The 23383-nt window shown below is 62.1% G+C and carries 15 protein-coding genes; 9 read left to right on the top strand and 6 right to left on the bottom strand.

Features of this window, described 5'->3' with window-relative positions; all coding sequences use genetic code 11:
- The first annotated feature begins 38 nt into the window (after nt 1–38).
- The 7 genes from AB3X39_RS06745 (at nt 39) to AB3X39_RS06715 (ending at nt 12269) form a co-directional block, all read left to right on the top strand.
- Entirely contained in the window at nt 39–2462 is a 2424-nt protein-coding gene (locus AB3X39_RS06745; protein ID WP_369416597.1) for a DNA internalization-related competence protein ComEC/Rec2, read from the top strand.
- A 60-nt stretch (nt 2463–2522) separates the two neighbouring features.
- Nucleotides 2523–3956 carry a circularly permuted type 2 ATP-grasp protein gene (locus AB3X39_RS06740; protein ID WP_369416596.1) on the top strand — a complete coding sequence of 478 codons (1434 nt, stop codon included), beginning with the start codon at nt 2523–2525 and terminating at the stop codon, nt 3954–3956.
- A gap of 2 nt (nt 3957–3958) precedes the next feature.
- On the top strand, nt 3959–4915 hold the full coding sequence (locus tag AB3X39_RS06735; protein ID WP_369416595.1) for an alpha-E domain-containing protein: 957 nt from the start codon (nt 3959–3961) through the stop codon (nt 4913–4915).
- A gap of 17 nt (nt 4916–4932) precedes the next feature.
- Nucleotides 4933–8415, top strand: coding sequence for a transglutaminase family protein (locus AB3X39_RS06730; protein ID WP_369416594.1), 3483 nt, complete (start codon nt 4933–4935; stop codon nt 8413–8415).
- An 81-nt stretch (nt 8416–8496) separates the two neighbouring features.
- Nucleotides 8497–11040 carry a circularly permuted type 2 ATP-grasp protein gene (locus AB3X39_RS06725; RefSeq protein WP_369416593.1) on the top strand — a complete coding sequence of 848 codons (2544 nt, stop codon included), beginning with the start codon at nt 8497–8499 and terminating at the stop codon, nt 11038–11040.
- Nucleotides 11037–11969 carry a transglutaminase family protein gene (locus AB3X39_RS06720; RefSeq protein ID WP_369416592.1) on the top strand — a complete coding sequence of 311 codons (933 nt, stop codon included), beginning with the start codon at nt 11037–11039 and terminating at the stop codon, nt 11967–11969. Before AB3X39_RS06725 ends, AB3X39_RS06720 begins: the two co-directional genes overlap by 4 nt.
- Nucleotides 11970–12080: 111 nt before the next feature.
- Nucleotides 12081–12269, top strand: a complete 189-nt coding sequence (locus tag AB3X39_RS06715) for a hypothetical protein (RefSeq protein ID WP_369416591.1) — start codon at nt 12081–12083, stop codon at nt 12267–12269.
- A gap of 45 nt (nt 12270–12314) precedes the next feature.
- Here AB3X39_RS06715 and AB3X39_RS06710 read toward each other — a convergent pair whose 3' ends face one another.
- Genes AB3X39_RS06710 through gabT form a run of 6 tightly spaced genes read right to left on the bottom strand, consistent with a single transcriptional unit; the run spans nt 12315 to nt 19765 of the window.
- Nucleotides 12315–13616, bottom strand: coding sequence for a class I SAM-dependent methyltransferase (locus AB3X39_RS06710; protein ID WP_369416590.1), 1302 nt, complete (start codon nt 13614–13616; stop codon nt 12315–12317).
- 58 nt (nt 13617–13674) lie between these two features.
- Nucleotides 13675–15291 (bottom strand): Eco57I restriction-modification methylase domain-containing protein, encoded by a 1617-nt coding sequence (locus tag AB3X39_RS06705; protein ID WP_369416589.1) that lies wholly within the window; start codon nt 15289–15291, stop codon nt 13675–13677.
- Nucleotides 15279–16256 carry a XamI family restriction endonuclease gene (locus AB3X39_RS06700; protein WP_369416588.1) on the bottom strand — a complete coding sequence of 326 codons (978 nt, stop codon included), beginning with the start codon at nt 16254–16256 and terminating at the stop codon, nt 15279–15281. Before AB3X39_RS06700 ends, AB3X39_RS06705 begins: the two co-directional genes overlap by 13 nt.
- Nucleotides 16249–17211, bottom strand: a complete 963-nt coding sequence (locus AB3X39_RS06695) for a hypothetical protein (protein WP_369416587.1) — start codon at nt 17209–17211, stop codon at nt 16249–16251. The genes AB3X39_RS06700 and AB3X39_RS06695 overlap by 8 nt, the downstream gene beginning before the upstream one ends.
- Nucleotides 17204–18394, bottom strand: coding sequence for an acyl-CoA dehydrogenase (locus tag AB3X39_RS06690; protein ID WP_369416586.1), 1191 nt, complete (start codon nt 18392–18394; stop codon nt 17204–17206). The genes AB3X39_RS06695 and AB3X39_RS06690 overlap by 8 nt, the downstream gene beginning before the upstream one ends.
- A gap of 30 nt (nt 18395–18424) precedes the next feature.
- Nucleotides 18425–19765 carry a 4-aminobutyrate--2-oxoglutarate transaminase gene (gene gabT / locus AB3X39_RS06685; protein WP_369416585.1) on the bottom strand — a complete coding sequence of 447 codons (1341 nt, stop codon included), beginning with the start codon at nt 19763–19765 and terminating at the stop codon, nt 18425–18427.
- A gap of 132 nt (nt 19766–19897) precedes the next feature.
- On the opposite strand from gabT, the gene alaS reads away from it, so the two are divergent.
- Both alaS and AB3X39_RS06675 read left to right on the top strand, forming a co-directional pair.
- Entirely contained in the window at nt 19898–22615 is a 2718-nt protein-coding gene (gene alaS, locus AB3X39_RS06680) for an alanine--tRNA ligase (protein ID WP_369416584.1), read from the top strand.
- A gap of 32 nt (nt 22616–22647) precedes the next feature.
- A complete protein-coding gene (locus AB3X39_RS06675) occupies nt 22648–23280 on the top strand; it encodes a hypothetical protein (RefSeq protein WP_369416583.1) in 633 nt (210 codons plus the stop codon).
- Nucleotides 23281–23383 lie beyond the last annotated feature (103 nt).

Raw genomic sequence — 23383 nt, 5'->3', positions numbered from 1 at the left:
TCAGATCCTACACTGCACCGACAAGGTGGGAGGCGAGCATGCATGCTTGGATCTTGGGTGCGGCCCTGGTGGCGGGGACGGCGCTGCAACTCCAACAAGCCACGTTGTGGGCGCTGCATTGGGCGCAGGGTGCCGTGGTTTTGGGGGGCATCAGTCTGATGGTGGCTTGGTGGCTTCGAGCTTCGCGATGGCGCTTCATGGCGGTTTTGGTCGCCGGTGTTTTGCTGGGATGGGGGCAAACCGCGTGGCGCGCCGATGAACGTCTGGCCCAAGGGGCGCTGGCCCCAGCGTGGATTGGGCGCGACATCGAGATCACCGGGGTGGTGGCTTCCTTGCCGGTGTGGCGCTCGGATGGGGTGCGTTTTGTCTTTGAGGTGGAGTCCGCCAATGTGCCCACCCAAGACATCCCCAAAATGCTTTCGCTGGGCTGGTGGCGTGGTTGGCACGAGGGCGATTTGAACGCCCTGCATGCGTCTGGTGTGCGCGTGGGTGAGCGCTGGCAGTTGCAAGTGCGGCTCAAGCCCTTGCGCGGGGCCTTCAATCCGCACGGTTTTGACGTCGAACTGTGGGGCTTTGAGCAGGGTCTGCGTGTGCAGGGCAGTGTGCGCGCCTCGGGTTCAGCCAAGGCGCCGATCAAGCTGGCCGAAGGCGTGGGTTATCCGGTCGAGCGCTTGCGGCAACACGTGCGTGATCGCATCGAAGCCACCCTCGGGCCGGAGCGTGACGCCACTGCTGGTGTGATTTCCGCCTTGGTGGTCGGTGATCAGGCCGCCATTGAGCGTGAAGACTGGCGCATTTTTCGGCTCACCGGCGTGGCCCATCTGATGTCGATCAGCGGCTTGCACATCACGATGTTGGCTGGGTTGGGTGGGGTGCTGATTCGCTGGTTTTGGTGCCGTAGCGAGCGCTTGGTGCTGCTTTGGCCGGCCGCCAAAGCGATGGCGCTGGGCGGTGTGCTGGTGGCTGTGGCGTATGCGATGTTGGCCGGTTGGGGCGTGCCGGCGCAGCGGACGGTCGGGATGCTGACCGTGGCGGCGGTGCTGCGTCTGAGGGGGTTGATTTGGCCGATGCCTGCGGTGCTGGCGCTGGCGTTTGTGAGCATCGTGGTGTTGGACCCATGGGCGTTGTTGCAGGCCGGGTTTTGGTTGTCGTTCATGGCGGTGGCGATTTTGTGGAGCTCGTCTGCGGATGCAACGGACAGCGCTTCGGCCGGAATCATGGGTTGGCGCAGTTTCCTCCGCACCCAGGCGGTCGCCACGGTGGGTTTGGCGCCCCTGAGTTTGCTGTTCTTTCAGCAAGTGTCGCTGCTGGGTTTGGCCGCCAATGGGGTCGCGATTCCTTGGGTGACGCTGCTGGTGACCCCGGTGGCTTTGCTCGGCATGCTGGGGTCCGAGCTTTGGTGGCTGGCCGCTTGGGCGATCGACGCCTTGATGGCCTTGCTGCGGCCGATGGCGAGCTGGGCCTGGGCGAGTCCGAGCGTGGCCGTGGCGCCGGTGTGGGCTCAAGGCTTGGGGCTGCTTGGGGGCTGGTTGCTGATCGCACCTTTACCGTGGCGGGTGCGCTGCATGGGGTTAGCGCTCTTGGTGCCGCTGTTCAATCCGCCCATCGAGCGCACCGATGAGGGCGAAGTGCTGCTGCTGGCCGCTGACATCGGCCAAGGCAACGCGGTGCTGGTGCAGACCGCCAAGCACACCTTGCTGTACGACACCGGCCCCATGATCGGCCGCGACAGTGACGCCGGCGAGCGCGTGCTGTTGCCCCTGTTGCAGGCTTTGGGGCAGACCGAACTGGACGTCTTGATGCTTTCGCACCGCGACAGCGATCACGTGGGCGGTGCCGCCACCTTGAGTCGCGCTCTGCGCATCGATCAGGTGATGTCCTCGCTGGAAGCCGAGCATCCGCTGCATGCTCTGTGGACGGAGAAACAGATCGTCCATACCGCTTGCGAAAAGGGCCAGCACTGGTCGTGGGATGGGGTGGATTTTCGGGTGTTGCACCCTCGGCCACAGGATTACGAACGCGCGCTGCAAGGCCGCTTGAAGCCCAACGGGCTGTCGTGTGTGCTGGAAATCCGGACCGCCAGCCAGCAACGCATCCTCTTGGTGGGGGACATCGAACGGGAGCAGGAACTGGCCTTGGTGGAAGCGGGCGTGTTAGCGCCCGGGACGGCGGTCCTTCTCGCACCGCATCACGGCAGCCGCACGTCTTCGACGCGTGCATTCCTTGAAGTGGTGCAGCCGCGCCTTGTTTTGGTGCAGGCGGGTTATCGTAATCGCTATGGACACCCGGCTAAAGATGTGCTTGAAAGGTATCAAACCGGCCATGCTCACGTCTTGCGCAGCGATCGTTGTGGTGCAATGCACTGGCACAGTGCACAAGCCGCGCTATCGGCCACACCGTGGTGCGAGCGTGAACGACGTCAACGCTACTGGCATGCAGTGATGGAGGGTGAACCCGAGTAAGGTGGCCCCGAACTTGCTAGCTAAAGCGTACGTTGAGGGTGTCCATTCAGATCGAAAACCATGAAACCGATGTTCGATGAAATGCATGCGGGCCCAGCGGCCGTCAGGGATCACTACCGCAGCTACGCCGAGTGGCTGGCGCAGCAGCCCCAAGAGGTGATGCGGGACCGTCGGGAGGAGGCGGAAATGATCTTCCGCCGGGTTGGCATCACCTTTGCGGTGTATGGCGACAAGGATTCGGGCGAAGGCACCGAACGCCTTATTCCTTTTGACCTTATTCCACGCGTCATTCCGGCGCATGAGTGGCGTGAGATGGAAAAAGGCTTGAGTCAGCGGGTCACGGCCTTGAACCGATTTATCCACGACGTGTATCACGGCCAAGAGATCATCAAGGCGGGGGTCGTGCCGGCCGAGCAAATCTTGAACAACGCCCAGTTCCGACCCGAAATGGTCGGTGTCGATGTGCCAGGTGGGGTGTATTCGCACATCTCCGGCATCGACATCGTGCGGGCGGCGAATGCGGATGGCTCGGGCAGCTATTACGTCTTGGAAGACAACTTGCGGGTGCCTTCGGGCGTGAGCTACATGCTCGAAAACCGCAAGATGATGATGCGGCTCTTCCCCGACCTGTTCGCCGAAAACCGCATCGCTCCGGTGGCGCATTACCCCGATTTGCTGCTGGAGACGCTGCGCTCCGTCGCTCCTGGGGGTGTCAACGAGCCCACGGTGGTGGTGTTGACGCCGGGCATGTACAACTCGGCCTATTTCGAGCACGCCTTTTTGGCGCAGCAGATGGGCATTGAGCTGGTGGAAGGGCAGGACTTGTTCGTCAAGGACGACTTTGTTTTCATGCGCACCACCCAAGGACCGAAGCGCGTCGATGTGATCTACCGTCGTTTGGACGATGACTTTCTCGATCCAGACGTGTTCCGCAAAGGCTCGACGCTGGGTTGCCCGGGGCTGCTCTCGGTGGTGCGCAAGGGCAACGTCACGCTCTCGAACGCCATCGGCACCGGTGTGGCGGACGACAAGTCGATTTACGCCTACGTGCCCAAGATGGTCGAGTTTTACTTGGGTGAGAAACCGATCCTGAACAATGTGCCGACCTATCTGTGCCGCGAGAAGGACGACTTCAAGTACGTCCTCGACCATCTGCCCGAGCTGGTGGTGAAAGAAGTGCACGGTGCGGGCGGCTACGGCATGTTGGTGGGTCCCGCTGCCAGCAAGCAAGAGATCGCTGATTTCCGCATGCATTTGCTGGCCAACCCAAGCAACTACATCGCCCAGCCGACCTTGAGCCTTTCTACCTGTCCCACCTTTGTGGACCAAGGCATTGCGCCGCGTCACATCGATTTGCGGCCGTTCGTGCTCTCCGGCAAGGACGTGCAGATGGTGCCGGGCGGTTTGACCCGCGTTGCGTTGAAAGAGGGCTCACTGGTGGTCAATTCGTCACAAGGTGGCGGGACCAAAGACACCTGGGTTTTGGAGGACTGAACATGCTGTCAAGAACGGCGGATCACTTGTTTTGGATGGCGCGCTACATGGAGCGCGCCGAGAACACGGCACGCATGCTGGATGTGAATTACCAGACCTCGCTGCTGCCGCAGTCAGCGGCGGTGTCTGAGCAGGGCTGGCGCGGGTTGCTGAGCATCTCTGAGCTCAGCACCATCTACCAAGACCGCTACGGTGCGGTCGAGGCCCGCAAGGTCATGCAATTCATGGTGCGCGACGAGAGCAATCCGTCCAGCATCGTGTCGTGCCTGCGTGCGGCGCGGGAGAACGCTCGGGCGGTGCGTGGTGCGCTGACCACCGAGGTCTGGGAAACCACCAACCAGACGTGGCTGGAGTTCAACCGCATGCTCAAGGACAGCGCTTTTGAGCGCGATCCGGGGGCTTTCTTTGAGTGGGTCAAGTTCCGCTCGCACCTCTCACGCGGGGTGCAGGTCGGCACCATGCTGCAAGACGAGGCGCTGCACTTTGTGCGCATCGGCACCTTTTTGGAACGCGCCGACAACACGGCTCGCTTGCTGGATGTGAAGTTCCACGCTGTCGAGAGCGATTTTTACGGCGCGGCGGATGCCAAGGATCAGGAGTACGACTTCTATCACTGGAGCGCCATTTTGCGGTCGGTCTCGGGCTTCGAGGTCTATCGCAAGGTCTACCGCAACGTCATCCAGCCCGAGAAAGTGGCGGAGCTTTTGATCCTGCGCCCCGACATGCCGCGCTCCTTGGCCGCCTCCATCAACGAGGTGGTGACCAATTTGGCCTTGGTGGCCAATGACCATTCGGCCGAGACGCAGCGCCGCGCGGGACGTCTGCGCGCCGATCTGGCGTTCAACCGCATCGATGAAATTCTGACCACTGGCCTGCACGCCTATCTGACCCAGTTTCTCGACCGGGTGAGCGATTTGGGCGGGGGTATCAGCCGCGACTTTTTGGTTTCGGCCCGTTGATTTTTAAGGGATTACTTGTGTCCATTCACGTTGCACTGAGTCACATCACGCACTACCGCTACGACCGTGCGGTCAGCTTGTCACCGCAGATCGTGCGTTTGCGGCCGGCGCCGCACTGCCGCACGCCGATTCTGTCCTACTCGCTCAAGGTCGAGCCCGAAGGTCATTTCGTCAACTGGCAGCAAGACCCGTTCGCCAACTACCAAGCCCGGCTGGTTTTTCCGGAAACCACCACCGAGTTCAAGGTCAGCGTCGATCTGGTGGCCGAGATGTCGGTCTACAACCCGTTCGACTTCTTCTTGGAGCCGGGGGCTGAAAACTTCCCCTTCAGCTACGAAGAGGATCTGAAGCTGGAGCTGGCACCGTACTTGGTGGCTGAGCCTGCCACACCGGTGGTGCAAGCCTTCCTTGACAGCATCGACCTCAAGGAAGTGCGCACCATCGACTTCCTCGTGGGCATCAATCAGCGCTTGCAGCAGCAGATCAAGTACACCATCCGCATGGAACCCGGCGTGCAAACGCCCGAGGAAACGCTGGTCAAGGCTTCGGGTTCGTGCCGCGATACCGGCTGGCTGCTGGTCGAAACCCTGCGTCATTTGGGCTTGGCCGCACGCTTTGTCTCTGGCTACCTGATCCAGCTCAAGAGCGATGTGCTGGCGCTGGACGGCCCGAGCGGTACCGAGGTCGATTTCACCGACTTGCACGCTTGGTGCGAGGTTTATTTGCCCGGTGCAGGCTGGGTCGGCTTGGACCCGACCTCGGGCTTGATGGCGGGTGAGGGTCACATTCCGGTGGCCTGCACGCCGCAGCCGTCGAGCGCAGCACCGATCAGCGGTGCCGTGGACAAGTGCGAAGTGACGTTCGAGCACACGATGCGCATCAGCCGCATCGTCGAAACCCCGCGGGTCACCAAGCCCTACACCGAAGAGCAGTGGGCCCAGATGCTGGCGCTGGGCGAGGCGGTTGATGAAGAACTGGTCGCGGGCGACGTGCGCCTGACCATGGGCGGCGAGCCGACCTTCGTTTCGGTCGATGACCGCGATGGCGATGAATGGAACACCGAAGCGTTGGGGCCGACCAAGCGACTGTTTGCCCAAGACTTGGTGCAGCGTCTGCGCGACCACTACGGTGCGAGCGGTTTCTTGCACTACGGTCAAGGCAAGTGGTATCCGGGCGAGCAATTGCCGCGCTGGGCGCTGTCGATCTTTTGGCGCGCCGACGGCCAACCTTGCTGGCACGACCCCAGCTTGTTTGCTGACGAGCGCGAGCCGCATGCCTACACCGCTGCGGATGCCAAGCGCTTCATCAGCCTCCTCAGCACCAAGCTGGGCGTGGGTGACAAGACGCTGCAAACCGCCTACGAAGACACGTGGTACTACCTGTGGCGCGAACGCCGCTTGCCGGTCAACGTCGATCCCTTCCACAGCAAGCTCGACGACGAGATGGAGCGTCAGCGCCTGCGCCGCGTCTTCGATCAAGGCTTAGAGGCCGAAGTCGGCTATGTCTTGCCCTTGAAGCGCGACGGCGAGCCGGGTTCGGGCTGGGATCGGCCTTGGCGCACCGGGCCGTGGTTCTTCCGCGACGAGCGCATGTACCTGATCCCGGGCGATTCACCGATGGGCTACCGCCTGCCGCTCGACTCCCTGCCGTGGGTCAAGTCGGCGGACTACCCCTATCACTTCGAGCACGACCCGTTTGCCCCGCGTGACGCTTTACCGACAGCGGCCACCTTGCGCAGCCAGTACGCCCCGCACGCGGTGGGTGGCGGCTTTGCCGAAGGCGGGACGGTGGGCGTGCAAGCGTTGGCGGGCGAGCTGTCGCAGCAGCCCTCACCCCGGTCTTCTCCCAAGATGGGCGAGGGGGAAAGCCCCGCCGCCTTCCTGAGCACCGACGAGTTGGCACGCTCACCCGAGCGGTTCGAATCAGCCCATTGGATCAGCCGCACCGCCTTGTGCGTCGAAGTGCGTGATCCTCGCCGGGCCAATGGGCCCAAGGCTGAAGCTGTCGGCAGCCCCAGCGGCGTGCTGTATGTCTTCATGCCGCCCTTGAAGCATCTGGAGGACTACCTCGATTTGCTGGCTGCTTTGGAAGCCACGGCGGCTGAGTTGGGCATGAAGGTGGTGCTTGAAGGCTATCCGCCACCGCGCGATCCGCGCTTGAAGATGCTCCAAGTCACCCCGGACCCGGGCGTGATCGAGGTCAACATCCATCCGGCGCACAACTGGACCGAACTGGTCGAGCACACCGAATTCCTCTACGACGCGGCCTGGAAAACCCGCCTCTCGACCGAGAAGTTCATGCTCGACGGTCGCCACACGGGCACCGGCGGCGGCAATCACATGGTGTTGGGCGGGGCCACGCCGGCCGATTCGCCTTTCCTGCGTCGGCCTGACTTGCTGGCCAGCTTGCTGCGCTTTTGGCACAACCATCCTTCCTTGAGCTACTTGTTCAGCGGCTTGTTCATCGGCCCGACCAGCCAAGCGCCCCGGGTGGACGAAGCGCGCAACGATCAGCTCTATGAGCTGGAAATTGCGCTCGAACAGATTGAACGCAACAAAAAGGCCTATCGCCAAGACATGCCGCCATGGCTGGTGGACCGCACGTTGCGCAACATCTTGATCGATGCGACCGGCAACACGCACCGCAGCGAGTTCTGCATCGACAAGCTCTATTCACCCGATAGCTCAACCGGCCGCCTGGGTTTGCTGGAGCTGCGTGCGTTTGAAATGCCGCCGCATGCCCGCATGTCGATCGTGCAGCAGTTGCTGCTGCGCTCCTTGATCGCGCGCTTCTGGAAAACGCCCTACACCACGCCGCTGGTGCGTTGGGGCACCGAGTTGCACGACCGCTTCTTGTTGCCGACCTTCATCCAGATGGATTTCGACGACGTGATGGACGAGATGAACCAGTCGGGCTACGCCTTTGACAAGGCGTGGTTTGCACCGCACTTCGAGTTCCGTTTCCCCAAGGTCGGCGAGGTCACGGCGCGTGGCGTGCACATGACGCTGCGCAACGCCTTGGAGCCTTGGCACGTGATGGGCGAAGAGGGCGCGGCCGGCACCACGGTGCGCTACGTCGATTCCTCGCTGGAGCGCATCGAGATCAAGGTCACGGGCCTCATCAACCCGCGTCACGTGGTCACGGTCAACGGCGTGCCGGTGCCGCTGCAACCGACTGGGCGGGTGGGCGAGTTTGTCGGCGGGGTGCGTTACCGCGCTTGGGAAGCGCCTTCGGCCTTGCATCCGAGCATCAAGGTGCATGCACCGCTGACCTTCGACTTGGTGGACAGCTGGATGCATCGCTCCTTGGGGGGTTGCCAGTACTTCGTGGCGCATCCGGGCGGGCGTAACTACGACACCTTCCCGGTCAATGCTTTCGAAGCTGAAAGCCGGCGTTTGGGCCGCTTCTTTGCGATGGGTCACAGCATCGGTCGCATCGACGTCAGCCCCCCCGAGCAGAGCCAGGAGTTCCCCTTCTCGCTGGATTTGCGCCGGGTCTAACGCCGAATGGGGCGGCGTCTCAGCGTGCATTAAGGGATAGGGCGGTGCGTTGTGGTGCTTGGCCTCGGGCATCATGACGCTATGCATGCACGTCCGATCACCTCGCCCACATCCAGTCCTGCCGCTGATCCGCTGGTCAACGCTTGCGCTGGGCCGCTTTGGCAGCGCTTTCTGAGCGTGCTTGGTCCGACCGGCTGGTCGGACCTCGCCGCCCGCCACGCCCGGGTCCAGCGCCGAGTGCGCGAAGACGGGGCCACCTACAACGTCTACGCCCAAGAAGGCGATCAGGCCCGTGTTTGGCCGCTGGAGCTGCTGCCTTTCCTGATCGGCGCCGAGGAATGGCGGCAGATGGAGCGTGGTGTGGCGCAGCGCGCGCGCCTGCTCAACGCCACCTTGGCCGATGTCTACGGGCCGCAAAAACTGCTCTCTGAGGGGTTGCTGCCGGCCTCGCTGATCTGCGCTCATCCGCAGTATCTGCGCCCGCTGGCGGGCATCCAGCCCCATCAGGATCAGTGGCTGCATGTGGTGGCGGTTGATCTGGCCCGAGGGCCGGACGAAAAATGGCGGGTGGTGGGCCAGCGCAGCCAAGCGCCTTCGGGTTTGGGCTATTTGCTGGAAAACCGCCTGATCGTGGCCCAGCAGTTCATCGAAGCGTTCCGTGAACTCAAGGTGCAGCGCATCGCTTCAGCGTTCCAAGCTTTGATGGAAGGCTTGATGCGCTCCAGCCCGGCAGGCGAGCGTTCGCGCATCGCCTTGCTCACGCCAGGGCCGCGCAACGAAACCTATTTCGAGCACATTTTTCTGGCGCGCTACCTCGGTTTGACCTTGGTCGAAGGCAGTGATCTGACGGTGCGCAAGCAAAAGCTCTACCTCAAGACCCTGCATGGCCTAGAGCGTGTCCATGTGCTGCTACGCCGCGTCGATGACGAATGGCTTGATCCGCTGGAGCTGCGTGCCGACTCGGCCTTGGGGGTGCCTGGCTTGATTCAAGCTTTGCGCGCGGGTGAGGTGGTGGTGGCCAACATGCCGGGCGCGGGGGTGCTGGAAAGCCCGGGGCTGACCGCCTTCTGGCCGGCTGTTTCGCGCCGCTTGCTGGGCGAAGAGCTGCTGCTGCCGGCCACCACCAGTTGGTGGTGTGGTGAGGCGGCGGTCTGGCGGCAGCACCGCGAGCGGCTGGCGGAATTCGTCGTCTTGCCGACTTTCCCCGCCACGGAGGTCACGGGGCGTTTTGAGCCGCGCATCGCCGCTTTGCTCTCGCCCCTTGAGCTCAAAGCCTTGCAAGAGGCGATCGACGCCAATTCAGCGGCCTACACCTTGCAAGCGCCGGCACGGCTGTCGCGGCATCCTGTCTGGTCTGAGGGCCAGATCGAAAGTCGGCCCGCTGTGGTGCGCTGCTACGCCGTGGCCGACGGCCAAGGCGGCTGGCGGGTGCTGCCTGGCGGCTTGACACGGGTGGGCACAGGGCAGGGCGGCAGCGCCGACGCGTTCCTCTCCATCCAGCGCGGTAGCGCCAGCACCGACACGTGGGCGCTGACCGATGGTCCGGTCGATCCGACCTCGCTTTTGCCCAAGCCTTTGGCGCCTGAGGATCTGGTGGGTTGGCACCGACCCATCACCAGCCGGGCGGCCGAGAACCTGTTCTGGATCGGTCGCTACACCGAGCGCGCTGAAAACACCCTGCGCCTAGCGCGTTTGTTGTTTGATGCTTTGGCCGGGGCCAGCGCGCCGGTGCTGGCGGTGTTGCACGCTTTGGCGGTGCGCAACAGCATGGTGAGCGCCACCGTGCCGGGGCCGTTGGACGCCAAGGGCCAAGTCTCGGTGGCCACCTCGCGGGCCTTCGAGCACGCCTTGCTCCAAGCCATGCTGCAAGCGCCCGGCGCCGGTCCGGTGGCCAGCGTCGGCTACAACCTCAAAGCCCTGCGAGGTTGTGCTGAAGCGCTGCGTGAGCGGCTCTCGCCCGAGCACTGGACCTTGATCCACGAAATCGCCGATCGCTTTGACACCGACTTGCGCACTGTCATGGGCAGCGAAGAGGGCGAGCCGGTCAGCGAGGTGCTGGGTGTGCTCGATCAAGTGGGAACTTACTTGGCGGCGATCACCGGGGCGCAGACCGACCGCATGACGCGCGATGACGGTTGGCGTTTGCTGAGCGTGGGCCGTCAGATCGAACGCTTGGATATGTTGGCCGACGCCTTGGCGACCGGCTTTGAGCACGGTTTGCATCGCATCGAGGACGGTTTTGCCCTGTTGCTGGGTCTGTTTGACAGCACCATCACCTACCGAGCGCAGTTCCAAGCGCGCCGCGAAGTCCCGCCGCTGCTGCATCTGTTGGTGCTTGATACCGACAACCCGCGTTCTTTAGCGTGGGTGGCACGCACCTTGCGCGACCGGCTGCGCAAGTTGGCGCGTCACGACTCAGATTGGGCCGAGTCGGTCACTGCGACGTTGCCGCAGCCCGAGGCGTGGTCCTTGGCCGTGCTGGCCACCCCGGATGAACTGGGTCAATACAGCGCGCTCATCGCCGCCTTGCGCACCTGTAGCCAAAGTGCGCAGCGTTTGTCCAGCGAAGTGAGTCGGCGGCTTTTTTCGCACGCAGCAGCTGAAGAGAAGGCGGTTTGGCAATGAGTGACGGTGAAGCGAGTGCTGAGGCTTTGGCCCTCTTGGACACCCGCCAGTTGCGGGTGTTGCACGAAACACGCTATGTCTACGGCGCCCCCGTGGAGTTGGCACATCACATGGCGCACCTGCGTCCACGCAACACCCCGTGGCAAACGGTGCATGACTGGCGTTTGCTGATCCACCCCGAGCCCGAAGGCGCGGTCCAAGGCATCCAAGAAAGCGAGGACACCTGGGGCAACTGGCGGGCGGTGTTTTCGCATGCGCGGGTGCATGCGCAGTTGGTGGTGTCCGCCTCGTTTCGGGTGGTGGTGCAGCCCATCAAGCCTTGGGTGGCCGACAAAAGCCCCGCGTGGGAGGCGGTGGCCGAGCGCTTGCGCTATCACGCCAAGGCGCGGCTCGACGAAGCGGCTGAATTTGTCTTGCCTTCGGCCTATGCCCCGGTCCATGCTGAACTGGCTGCCTTTGCCGCACCGATCTTCACCCCCGGGCGGCCCTTGCTTGACGCAGCCGATGCGCTGATGCGCCACATCCACAGCGACTTTGCCTACCGCCCTCAAGCCACCTCGGTCTCGACCAAGGCGCTTGAAGCCCTGCGGCGGCGCGAGGGCGTGTGCCAAGACTTTGCCCACGTCATGATCGGCGCGCTGCGCTCGCTGGGCCTGGCGGCGCGCTACGTCAGCGGTTACTTGTTGACCCATCCCCCCGAAGGCCAAGAGCGCCTGATCGGTGCCGACGCCTCACACGCGTGGGTGGCGGTGTGGTGCCCCGTGCAAGGCTGGATCGCCTTCGATCCGACCAATGCCGTCACCCCGGGTCTGGATCACGTCACGGTGGCTTGGGGCCGCGACTACACCGATGTGGCCCCCTTGCGCGGTGTGATCCGGGGTGGCGGTCGCCCTGTGCCACAGGTCGCGGTGACGGTGGAGCCGGTCTGAAGCATCGCCCAGAGCGCTCAAGGGTTGCTTGGGGTGTTGTTTCCAAGTCGTTCGTTGCTGTTTGGTTACAGGGCTGTCGCACAATGGGCACCCATATCAGGAGCACCTACTTTGGCAACACCCAACTATTCCTACGAAAAACGGCAACGTGAATTGGCCAAGAAGCGCAAGACGGAGGAAAAGAAACAGCGCAAGCTCCACAAGCCCGACGGCAGTCCTGCTGATGATTCGGGGCAACAAGACCCGAACCACCCCTCGAACGAAGGCACTGGCGACGTCGCCGCTGCCCCCAACGTCTGACCCCGACGGATGCGGGGCGAGAGAGTGCCTAAGAACCCACCGTTCTCACCCCTCACTTCGCACCAACATCTCCAAGCACTGCTCTTTCAACCCATAAAACTGTTTGATCGCGTCGATCTGGCGGTGAATGTGGGCGCGGTGTTGCGGGGATGACGGATTCTGGCGCCGCACGGCCAGAATCATCTTGTTTTTGAGCGTGTGCTCCAGCGTCGTGAACTCGAAGACTTGCGTGTCATAGCCCTCGGCGTCCAACAGCAGGGCGCGCAAGCCGTCGGTGATCATTTCCGCTTCCTGCCCCAAGTGAATGCCGTGGTTGAGCAGCGGGCGCAGCAGCGCCGGGCTTTGCATCTGCGGGCGCAGTTCCTTGTGGCAGCACGGGGCGCACAGGATGATGCTGGCACGGGCTCGCAGGCCCAAATGGATGGCGAAATCGGTGGCGATGTCACACGCATGCAAGGCCACCATCACATCCAGCCCCAGCGGCGTGTAGGTGCGCACGTCACCCGCATCAAAGTGCAGACCGTTCATCGCGTGGGCTTGGGCTGCCGTGTTGCAGAGCTTGACCAGCTCGGGGCGCAGCTCCACGCCAGTCACATCGGGCTTGCGGCCCATGCTGTGCAGCGCGTCGTGCATGGCAAAGGTCAAGTAGCCTTTGCCGCAGCCAAAGTCCACCACCCGCACCGTTTCTTGGTCCAAGGCCGAAGCCTTGAGGGCGCTTTGGAAAATCTCGACAAATTTGTTGATCTGCTTCCACTTGCGCGCCATGGCCGGCACCAGCTGCGGCGCATCCACCGCGCCATGGCTCAGGCCCAGATCACGCCAGAAGGGGCTTTGCAGCGTCAGGGGCCGCACTTTTTCGCGGTTGTGCCCGCTGGCCGGCGTTGAAGCCTCGTCGCCTTCGGCTTTGCCACCCTCTTGCCCATCCTCGTCGGCCATCGCCTTCATGCTCAGATGGCTCTTATCCCGCCCGCCCTTGGCTTTGAGCGTGAGCTGCACCTCATGGCTGCGGCTGAGCAAATGCGCGCTCTCAAAGCCCTTCAGCGCCACCAGTGCGTCAATCACCGCCAGCGCTTCAGCGGTCGGCACGTTGTGCGTGATGTCTTGGGTGCTGTGCCGATACACCAACTGCACATGCGCCACCCCACGCAACATCACCGGCCGCCCCAGCACCCGCTCCAAACTCTTGTCCTCGCCCCGAAAGCGCCCCAAGCTCAACTTACGCCACTGCCCACTGGCCAGCGCACTGCCCAACACCGCCAAAAACCGCTCCCTCGCCGGCCTCTCCCCCGAAGTCTCTTGAGTCGCGGCAGTGGGTTCAATGAGTTGCGTGAACATGGAAGCGGTCATGGTCTGAGTCTTTAAGGGGCTGGATTGTGGGGGAGCGGGCCACCAACATGATCAACATCTATGTGTACTGGATCTGGCCAAACAAATCGTAGTCTTGCGCCATATCGATATGCAAAAGGGTGGCGATCTCTTCCACGGCCACTTGGGCCAATTCTTTGGGCTCGATTTTGTGCAAACCCCCGCCGTAGACGCGTCCCTCGGTCAAGAGGTGCGCTGGGCTAAGCCGGTTCAGGGCAGACCAGAGGGCCTCAAGGAGTTCCGGGTGTTCAGCAAGTCGCTGGGCGACGTGGGGTTTGGGGTAGAGATTGAGATACGTATTGGCCACCACTGCTCGCGAACGGTTCAGGATGAATCGGAATGGACGGGCTTTGTCGCTGTCGTTGCGGCCCATGTAGGTGCAGAGCAGCGGTGCTGGCGGGCGGTTCTCTTGCAGATACCACGGTGAACGGTGCGAGCAGATATAGCGTTTGAGCATCGCCTCACGGCCGCTTTGCAAATACGCCCACAGGCTGGGGTATTGCGCTTCGATCAGCGATTCTGGCAAACGGCAATCGACCAGAAACAGCGAGCGCGACACCAGTGGATGCCCTGCGCTGTTGGCCTCGATCCGGTCGTCGCTTAGATAGCGCGGTCCGGGCAGGATCGGTTTCATCTGGCTCCATGGCAAACCAAGGGCGATCACTTGATCAGCCGGAAGGATGAAAAAGGCGTTGTCGCCTGTGGCGATACCGCGCCGAATGTCAAAGAAGTCCTTCAGCCTAGGAGGCTCTTCGGTTGCCTTGAGCAGCGCCGGCTGGGCCGCATGGGCTGGAAAGCGCGTCCATTTGATGCTGTCACTCAGCTCGTTGAGGGCCACGTTGCGCTGGATTCTGGGCATGCGATGGCTACCACCCTCGGTGAACTCGACCACATGGTTGGGTGGCGGTGGGGCGTTGCGCAGCCAGACCACAGCCGAAGAGACCAACGCATCGTCAAATTGAGCGTCGTTGGGATCAAAGCGATGGATGCGTAGCAGCGTGACGCGCTCGCGCAAATAACGCTTCACCTCGCGCCCATAGTTCACATCCATGAACTCGCTCGGAATCAACCAGCACGCCACCGCCTGCGGGGCCATCCATGGGTGAGCCAAGGCCATGAAGTGGGCGTAGAGCCCAGCTAGACCGGATAACGCCATGCCTGCCGCTTGGGCGCTCAAGGATTGCAAGCGGGCCTTGGTGTCGGCACCCAGATGATGGTGGCGCACATAAGGAGGGTTGCAGATCAACAGGTTCGCGCTTGATGCAGCCGGAGTGGGGGCACGTTGGCGAGTGAAGTCTTGGATCTGAATGTCGAGCCGTGGACTCGTTTCGGCCCACAACGCTTGGGCAGGCAAGCCGTAGTGTGGATCGATCTCAAAGCCCAGCGCGTGAGCCATGCGGGTGCTGGCAGTTTCACCAAGCTCGGCCAACAAGGCCGAGAAAAATGAGCCCGTACCGATGGCTGGGTCCAGAAAGCGCACCTTCTCTTTGGGGTCAAACAAGCTCAGAGCGTGATTCAAGATGTCCCGCGCCAAGGCGGTTGGTGTAGCGAACTGCCCCAAGGCGTTGCGGGCCGGTTTGGATTTGCCGGCATCCAAAATTGCTTGCTGGGTACAGCGGATAGCTTCGAGGGCGGGCAGATCATTCATAGCGCGCATGCAGCCAGATCGTCGATACGGTGTTCCCATACCCAGTCGATACCTTCGGCCGCCTCGTAGCCCAGATAGTCGGAGCCGAAATAGCCGCATAGAAAAAGGATGAAGCGCACATCTGGCCCATGGGTGGCGCGCAATTGCTGCATCTTGAGGGCCTCTTCCTTCCGCCGTTTGTTTGTGTTGGTGAAGTCACCTGCCGACTTGGCCTCAATCATCAAAGGCAGTGCACCGGGTGCGGCATGCTTGGGCTGGATGGCGGTGTCGATGGGGATGTTGATCTGTTTGACCACACCTCGTTCGTTGATGAGTTGGATCGGCACATTCAGTCGCATCGCATAGGTACCAGCCGCCATGGCATTGAATTTGGTGCCTGGTGCCGCAAGCACATACCCTTTGGCTTGTAACCAGTCACTGATGCGTTGGAGTTGCCGCCGCTCTTGTGCGTTGCGAATAATGGGGTCCGACGCCGAGCCGCACAGGCGATCTGCTACGACGGTGGCTGCCCGTTCGATCTCTACGGCTGTTGCTGGTGCATCTCGGTTCAACCACGTGAAGATGTCCGGGTCGGCGAGGCGACGCAGGATGGCGGCAATTTTGAGCAGCTCGGTCTGGCTTTGCTCCGAAGACATGCGCGGCGGCACCCGAGGGTGTTCAGCATCCTCCATGCTCTCGACCAAATTCTTAGAGACACCCGCTAAACCGATCAGTCGATCCCGTGCAATCGGTGGGCACGTTGCCATGCGCAACATCGGCAACACGCCCGGACTTGCTGCCAGTAATTCAGGTGTGATCTTCATCAGGTTGTTCGTGGCCGCCAAGGCGCTGGCAACATCCCGTGCCGTTTTGACCCGCATCGCCCGAAACGTGCTCGGCGCAAAGTCCATGAACCACGTGTTGTAAAGATCCACAGACGCCGCAATATCCGCTTTCCAACGGTCCGGCTGATTGCGGTTGATGTTATTAATCATGACTGTTGGCGTCACTCTTTGGCTCTGAACCTGCATAAGTAACGACCGCTGTTGTGATCATCAAAACCAGATGTGCGCCGACTCGATCAAAATGACTATTCGGGCTGTGGTGGGATTTGTTGGTGGCGTCTTTGAGACTGCTAAGCGTTGTATTTAGCCAGTCGTATGTTGCCTGCCCGAGTTTTGTTTCCCACGATTTCTTGAGTCTGGGTATTTTCTTTGTATTGCCTTTGTTGTCTGGAATTTCAACTTGTTCAAAGAACTGTTCCAGTGATATTCTGCAAAGACTGGCTGCCTGATCGTAATCGCCATTGATAAATAAATCATTCGCTTTTTTTAGGGCTTTATAGGCGTGCTGATTTTCTTCTATCGCCTCAATTGAAATGGTCGGCATCTCGATGGAAATAATTTTCCCAAATCCAAGCTGCGGTAGGTGTTGCTCTTGCCACTTTCGACCTGGCACTGTGAATTCAAGTTTTCGAGTGGTGTCTATCGCATCGATGATTCCATGCTCACTGTGAATCTGCGTTGCGATATGAAAATCAAGAGCCAGTGATAAATCATCGCCCGCCCGACGCTTTTCTATCCATTCAATTTGTCGATGGCTGATCGGAAAATAAAATGAAATATAAAAGTCATCCGTGTATTCATATCGATACAGTCGGTTCACCGATGTTGGTATGGCGTGAGTAATTAGGCCATTGCCCATAAATAAGCTACCGCTAACATGACCTAAGTACGCGGTTTTTACGTTGTTTCTTTGCCAATTATGTTCGGCAGAGATTTTGAAAGTGGTGTTAATCACGAGGCATGGTTGATATCCTTCGTGATTGCCTTGCAAGTTATTCGTGTCGATATGAGCTTCGATGGAAAATCGAGAGTTCGTTGGTGAGAATCGTGAATGCATTGCGTCACTTTGGTTGTTTTGATGATTTTCAGTCGGATTTTTAACCAAACGCCTGAATCCCCGTCTGCGCCCGGCCCAGGATGAGGGCGTGGATGTCGTGGGTGCCTTCGTAGGTGTTGACGACTTCGAGGTTGACGAGGTGGCGGGCGATGGGGAAGGTGTCGCTGATGCCGTTGCCGCCGAGCATGTCGCGGGCGGTGCGGGCGATGTCTAGGGCTTTGCCACAGGAGTTGCGCTTCATCATGCTGGTGATTTCGGGGGCATCGATGCCTTCGTCTTTCATGCGGCCTAGGCGCAGGCAGCCTTGCAGGGCCAGGGTGATCTCGGTTTGCATGTCGGCCAGCTTTTTCTGCACCAGTTGATTGGCGGCCAAGGGACGGCCGAATTGGTGGCGGTCGAGGGTGTAGCGGCGCGCGGTGTGCCAGCAGTCCTCGGCGGCGCCAAGTGCGCCCCAAGCGATGCCGTAGCGGGCGCTGTTCAAGCAGGTGAAGGGGCCTTTCAAGCCACGCACGTCGGGGAAAACGTTTTCTGCGGGGCAGAAGACCTCGTCCATCACGATCTCGCCGGTGATGCTGGTGCGCAGGCCCACTTTGCCGTGGATGGTGGGGGTGCTGAGGCCCGCTGCACCGCGCTCAAGCACAAAGCCTCGGATCTCGTTGGCCTCGTCCTTGGCCCAGATGACGAAGACATCGGCGATGGGCGCGTTGGTGATCCACATTTTGCGGCCCGTGAGCTGATAGCCGCCCGGCACCGCCCGAGCGCGGCTGCGCATGCTGGCGGGGTCGGAGCCTGAGTCGGGCTCGGTCAGGCCGAAGCAGCCGATCAACTCGCCGCGCGCCAGTGGGGGCAGCAAGCGCTGGCGCAGGGCCTCGGTGCCGAAGCTGTGGATCGGCAGCATCACCAGCGAGCTTTGCACGCTCATCATCGAGCGATAGCCTGAATCGACCCGTTCGACCTCACGCGCTGCCAGCCCGTAGCAGACCTGATTGAGCCCACCGCCGCCACACTCCAGCGGCAACGTCGAGCCCAAGAGTCCGAGCGCGCCAAACTCCTTGAACAAACCGGGATCGGTTTGTTCGTGGCGAAAGGCGGCGCAGACCCGGGGCGCTAGGGCTTCTTGGCAAAAGCGCCGGGTTGCGTCACGCACTTGGCGTTCGACCTCCTCAAGCTGCGCCTCAAGGTGCAGCGGGTCGTCCCAGAGGAAGCGTTGGGGGAGATGCGTCGTCGTCATGGCGATGTCAAGAAGTCAAACGGGTCGTCTTTAGGCTGTCGCTTCGAGGCTGGCCCCGAGGATGGCCAAGCCTTCGTCGAGTTGGGCGTCGGAAGCGGTCAGGGGCACCATCAGGCGGATGACGTTGGCGTCTGAGCCGCATGACAGCAGGATCAAACCGCGCCGGGCCGCTTCGGCGATCACGCGGCGGGTGCGGTCGGCGTCGGGCAGCAGCAAGTTGCCGTCGCGGCCGAGCTCAATGGCCACCATCGCGCCCAAACCGCGCATGTCGGCGATGCACGGGTGCAGCGTTTGCAAGGCGCTCAGGCCGGTGCGCAGGCGTTTGCCCAGCTTGGTGGCGCGCTCAAGGAGGTTCTCGCTCTCAAACACGTCCATCACCGCCAAGGCCGCCGCGCAGGCCAGCGGGTTGCCGGCGTAGGTGCCCCCAAGGCCGCCGGGCGCCGGGGCGTCCATCAGCGCGCTGCGGCCCAAGACGGCCGAGATCGGCATGCCGCCAGCCATCGACTTGGCCATGGTGATCAGGTCCGGCGCAATCCCGGCGTGTTCGTACCAGTGCTCGCAGGCCAGCCAGCGCCCGGTGCGGCCGGCGCAGGTTTGCACCTCGTCGGCGATCAACAAAATGCCGTGCTGATCGCAGATTTGACGCAGGCGCTGCACCCATTCGATGGGTGCGATGTGGAAGCCGCCTTCGCCTTGCACCGGCTCCAGCAAGATGGCGGCCACGCGGCTGGGCTCGATGTCGGCCTTGAAGAGGTGCTCAATGGCGTAGAGCGAGTCTTCGATGCTCACCCCGTGGCGTGGGCTGGGAAAGGGCGCGTGGTAGACCTCGGCCGGGAAGGGGCCGAAGGACTTTTTGTAGGGCGAGACCTTGCCGGTCAGCGCCAAGCCCATCAGCGTGCGGCCATGAAAACCGCCGCCAAAGGCGATCACCCCGGGGCGGCCGGTGGCGGCGCGGGCGATCTTGATGGCGTTTTCCACCGCCTCAGCGCCGGTGGTCATGAAAAAGCTCTTCCAGTGGATGCGCTGTTCGCCCTCGGCTGCTGCGCCTGGGGCGCGGGCGTTGAGCTTTTCGGCCAGCGCCACATAGGGCTCGTAAGCCAGCACTTGGAAGCAGGTGTGGGTGTAGTGCGCCAGCTGAGCTTGGACGGCGGCCACCACGGCGGGGTGGCGATGCCCACTGTTCAGGACGGAGATGCCGCCAGCAAAGTCGAGATAGCGTTGGCCCTCGACGTCCCAAACCTCGGCGTTGTCGGCGTGCTGCACAAAGATCTCGTGCGTCTGGCCCAAGCCCGCAGGCAAGGCGGCGCGGCGGCGAGCCATCAGTTCAGCGTTGGTGGAAGGGGTGCTTGAGACGCTTGTTGTTGTGGACATGATGGAAAGCCGGTGGTGTGACGGCCGGTGGTGGAGGTGTGGTGCTGTGATTCTGCCCAAGATCGTGGCCGGTAGAATCGCCGCCATTCATCATCAGACGCAGTGACCCGCCGCCCAAGCGCTGGGAACCCCATGAAAGCTTCAGAAATCCGTTCGACCTTCCTGAATTTCTTCGCCTCCAAGGGCCACCAGATCGTGGCGTCCAGCCCCGTGGTCCCGGGCGACGACCCGACCTTGCTGTTCACCAACGCCGGGATGAACCAGTTCAAGGACGTGTTCCTTGGCTTTGACAAGCGACCCTACACCCGCGCCACCACCAGCCAAAAGTGCATCCGCGCCGGCGGCAAGCACAACGATCTGGACAACGTGGGCTACACCGCGCGGCACCACACGTTCTTCGAGATGCTGGGCAACTTCAGCTTCGGCGACTACTTCAAGCATGACGCCATCAGCTATGCGTGGGAGCTGCTGACGGTGCATTTCAAGCTGCCCAAGGACAAGCTCTGGGTCACGGTTTACTCGGAAGACGACGAGGCCTATGACATCTGGCACAAGGTGGTCGGCGTGCCGGCCGAGCGGATCATCCGCATCGGCGACAACAAGGGCGGACGCTACATGTCCGACAACTTCTGGATGATGGGCGACACCGGCCCCTGCGGCCCCTGCACCGAGATCTTCTTTGACCACGGTGAAGGCATCCCCGGCGGCCCGCCGGGCAGCCCAGAAGAGGACGGCGACCGCTACATCGAGATCTGGAACAACGTCTTCATGCAGTTCAACCGCACGGAAGATGGTGTGATGCATCGCCTTCCGAAGCCCTCGGTCGATACCGGCATGGGTCTGGAGCGCATCACGGCGGTGCTGCAACACGTACACGCCAACTACGAGATCGACCTGTTCGTCGCCCTGCTGGCAGCGGCCAAGTCGGCCGTGGAATCATCGGGGGGCACGGACGTTGATCCGGCCAGCCCAAGTTTGAAGGTCATTGCCGACCACATCCGCGCTTGCTCCTTCACGGTGGTGGACGGTGTGATCCCTGGCAACGAAGGTCGCGGCTACGTGCTGCGCCGCATCGCCCGCCGCGCCATCCGCCACGGCTACAAGCTCGGTGCCCGCACGCCGTTCTTCCACAAAATCGTGGCTGAGCTGGTCAACCAGATGGGCGAGGCCTATCCCGAGTTGCGCGCCGCTCAAACCCGCGTCACCGAGGTGCTCAAGCAAGAAGAAGAGCGCTTCTTCCAGACCATCGCCAGTGGGATGGAGATCCTCGAAGCGGCTCTCCAAACCATGGGTGCTGAATCCTCCACCGTTCGGGCTGAGCTTGTCGAAGCCCCTGCGTCCGCCAGCCCTTCGACAAGCTCAGGGCGAACGGTGGCGGTAGAGGCGGTTCTTTCGGGCGAAACCGCCTTCAAGCTGCATGACACCTACGGCTTCCCGGTCGATCTGACCGCCGACGTCTGCCGCGAGCGTGGCGTGACGGTCGATCAAGCCGGCTTCAACGCCGCGATGGAACACCAGCGTTCGCAAGCGCGCGCCGCCGGCAAGTTCAAGATGGCCGCCGGCCTCGAATATGCCGGCACGCCGACGGCCTTCCACGGCTACGAGCATCTGGTGTGCGAAACGTCCAAGGTGGTGGCGGTCTATGTGGACGGCACGCCGGTTGACGCTGCGCAAGCGGGTGATGACGCGGTGATCGTGCTGGATCACACCCCCTTCTACGCTGAAAGTGGTGGCCAAGCGGGGGATGCGGGCGAGTTGCGCAACGCCACCAGCCGCGTGGTCGTGGCCGACACCTTCAAGATCCAAGCCGATGTGTTTGGGCATCACGGCCGGGTGGTGGAAGGCGGCGTGAAGGTGGGCGACAGCTTGGTCGCGCGCGTCAATGCCGAGCAGCGTGCCAAGACGGTGCGCAACCACAGCGCCACCCACTTGATGCACAAGGCGCTGCGCGAAGTGCTGGGCAGCCACGTGCAGCAGAAGGGCTCGCTGGTGACGTTTGAGCGCACCCGTTTCGACTTTGCCCACAACGCACCCGTCACTGACGAGCAAATCCGCAAGGTTGAAGCTTTGGTCAACGCGGAAGTCTTGGCCAATGCGGCGGCCAGCGCGCAGGTCATGGCGCTGGACGACGCGCAAAAGTCGGGCGCGATGATGCTGTTTGGTGAGAAGTACGGCGAAAGCGTGCGCGTGCTCTCGATCGGCTCCAGCAAGGAACTTTGCGGTGGCACCCACGTCAAGGCCACGGGCGACATCGGCTTGTTCAAGATCGTGGCGGAAAGCGGCGTGGCCGCCGGCATTCGCCGCATCGAAGCCCTGACCGGCGACAACGCGCTCAGCTACTGCCAAGCGCTTGAAGGCACGGTCAACGGCTTGGCCTCGACGCTCAAGGCCGCCCCGGCCGACGTGCCAGCGCGTATCCATAGCTTGCAAGACAGCTTGCGTGCGCTTGAAAAAGAAGTGGCTGCGCTCAAGGGCAAGTTGGCATCCACCCAAGGCGACGCGTTGAGCGCGCAAGCCGTGGACGTCAACGGTGTCAAGGTGCTGGCCGCGCAGCTCGACGGCGCTGACGCCACCACGCTGCGCACCACCATGGATCAGCTCAAGAACAAGCTGAAAACCGCCGTGATCGTGCTGGTCGCCGTGGACGGCGCCAAGGTGCAGATCGCGGCTGGCGTCACCGCTGACGTGACGTCCAAGGTCAAGGCGGGTGAGCTGGTCAACTTTGTCGCCGGTCAAGTCGGCGGCAAGGGCGGCGGCAAGCCCGACATGGCCATGGCCGGTGGTACCGAGCCGGCGCACGTGCCCGCCGCCTTGGCGAGCGTGCAGGCCTGGGTGACGCAGCGGGTCTGATCCCCACTCTGAGCCTTCCGAGCGAGCCGAGCATGCCCAAACCCAGTGATTTCTTTGTCGGTGTGCTCGACTTCTTTGCCATCTTGTTGCCGGGGGCGATTGCGACGGCGATGTTGGGGCCTCGGGTGGGGCCGTGGGTGTTGGGACCGCTGATCGACAAGCCGAGCTCAGAAGCGGTGGGTTGGGCGATGTTTTTGACGGCGGCTTATTTCTTGGGCCACCTGATCTTTCTGGTGGGCTCGTGGATTGACCGCTTCTACAACGCCTTGCGCGAGCGCTTCAACCCTTACGGCAACGAGAGCGCCTATCAGTGCGCCACGCGCATTCGCAACAGCTTGGTCGATCCTTCGGAGCAAAAAGCGCTCAACACCTACCAGTGGTCCCGCGCGGTGCTGCTGGCCAAATGCCCCGCAGCGGCTGAGGACGTGCATCGGCTGGAGGCCGATTCGAAGTTCTTTCGCAGTCTGTTGGTGGTGTGTGCGCTGGCAGCGGTGTTGTTTATCGCCGAGGGGCGTTTTCTGCCCGCGGGTGTGGCGTTGGTGCTGGCGCTGCCGTGTTTTGCGCGTTACTACGAACGCCGCCTAAAAAGCACCACCCAAGCCTACATCCACGTGGTGACGCTGCACCGCTTGGAGGGGCTCGGTGCGGGAATCGGTGGTGGCTGATCCTAGTGGACGAATAGCACGCTCATGCTGAGCACCCGTTGGCCTTGGATGGGTGGGAACGTCGCGTTCGTTCATGCCACCGATGGCACCAAGGCCCACGTAC

It is taken from the genome of Leptothrix ochracea, from assembly GCF_041083635.1.
Lineage (GTDB): Bacteria > Pseudomonadota > Gammaproteobacteria > Burkholderiales > Burkholderiaceae_C > Sphaerotilus > Sphaerotilus ochraceus.
The sequence above is the reverse complement of the archived record's forward strand: the minus strand, read 5'-3'. Positions and strand labels throughout refer to the sequence as shown.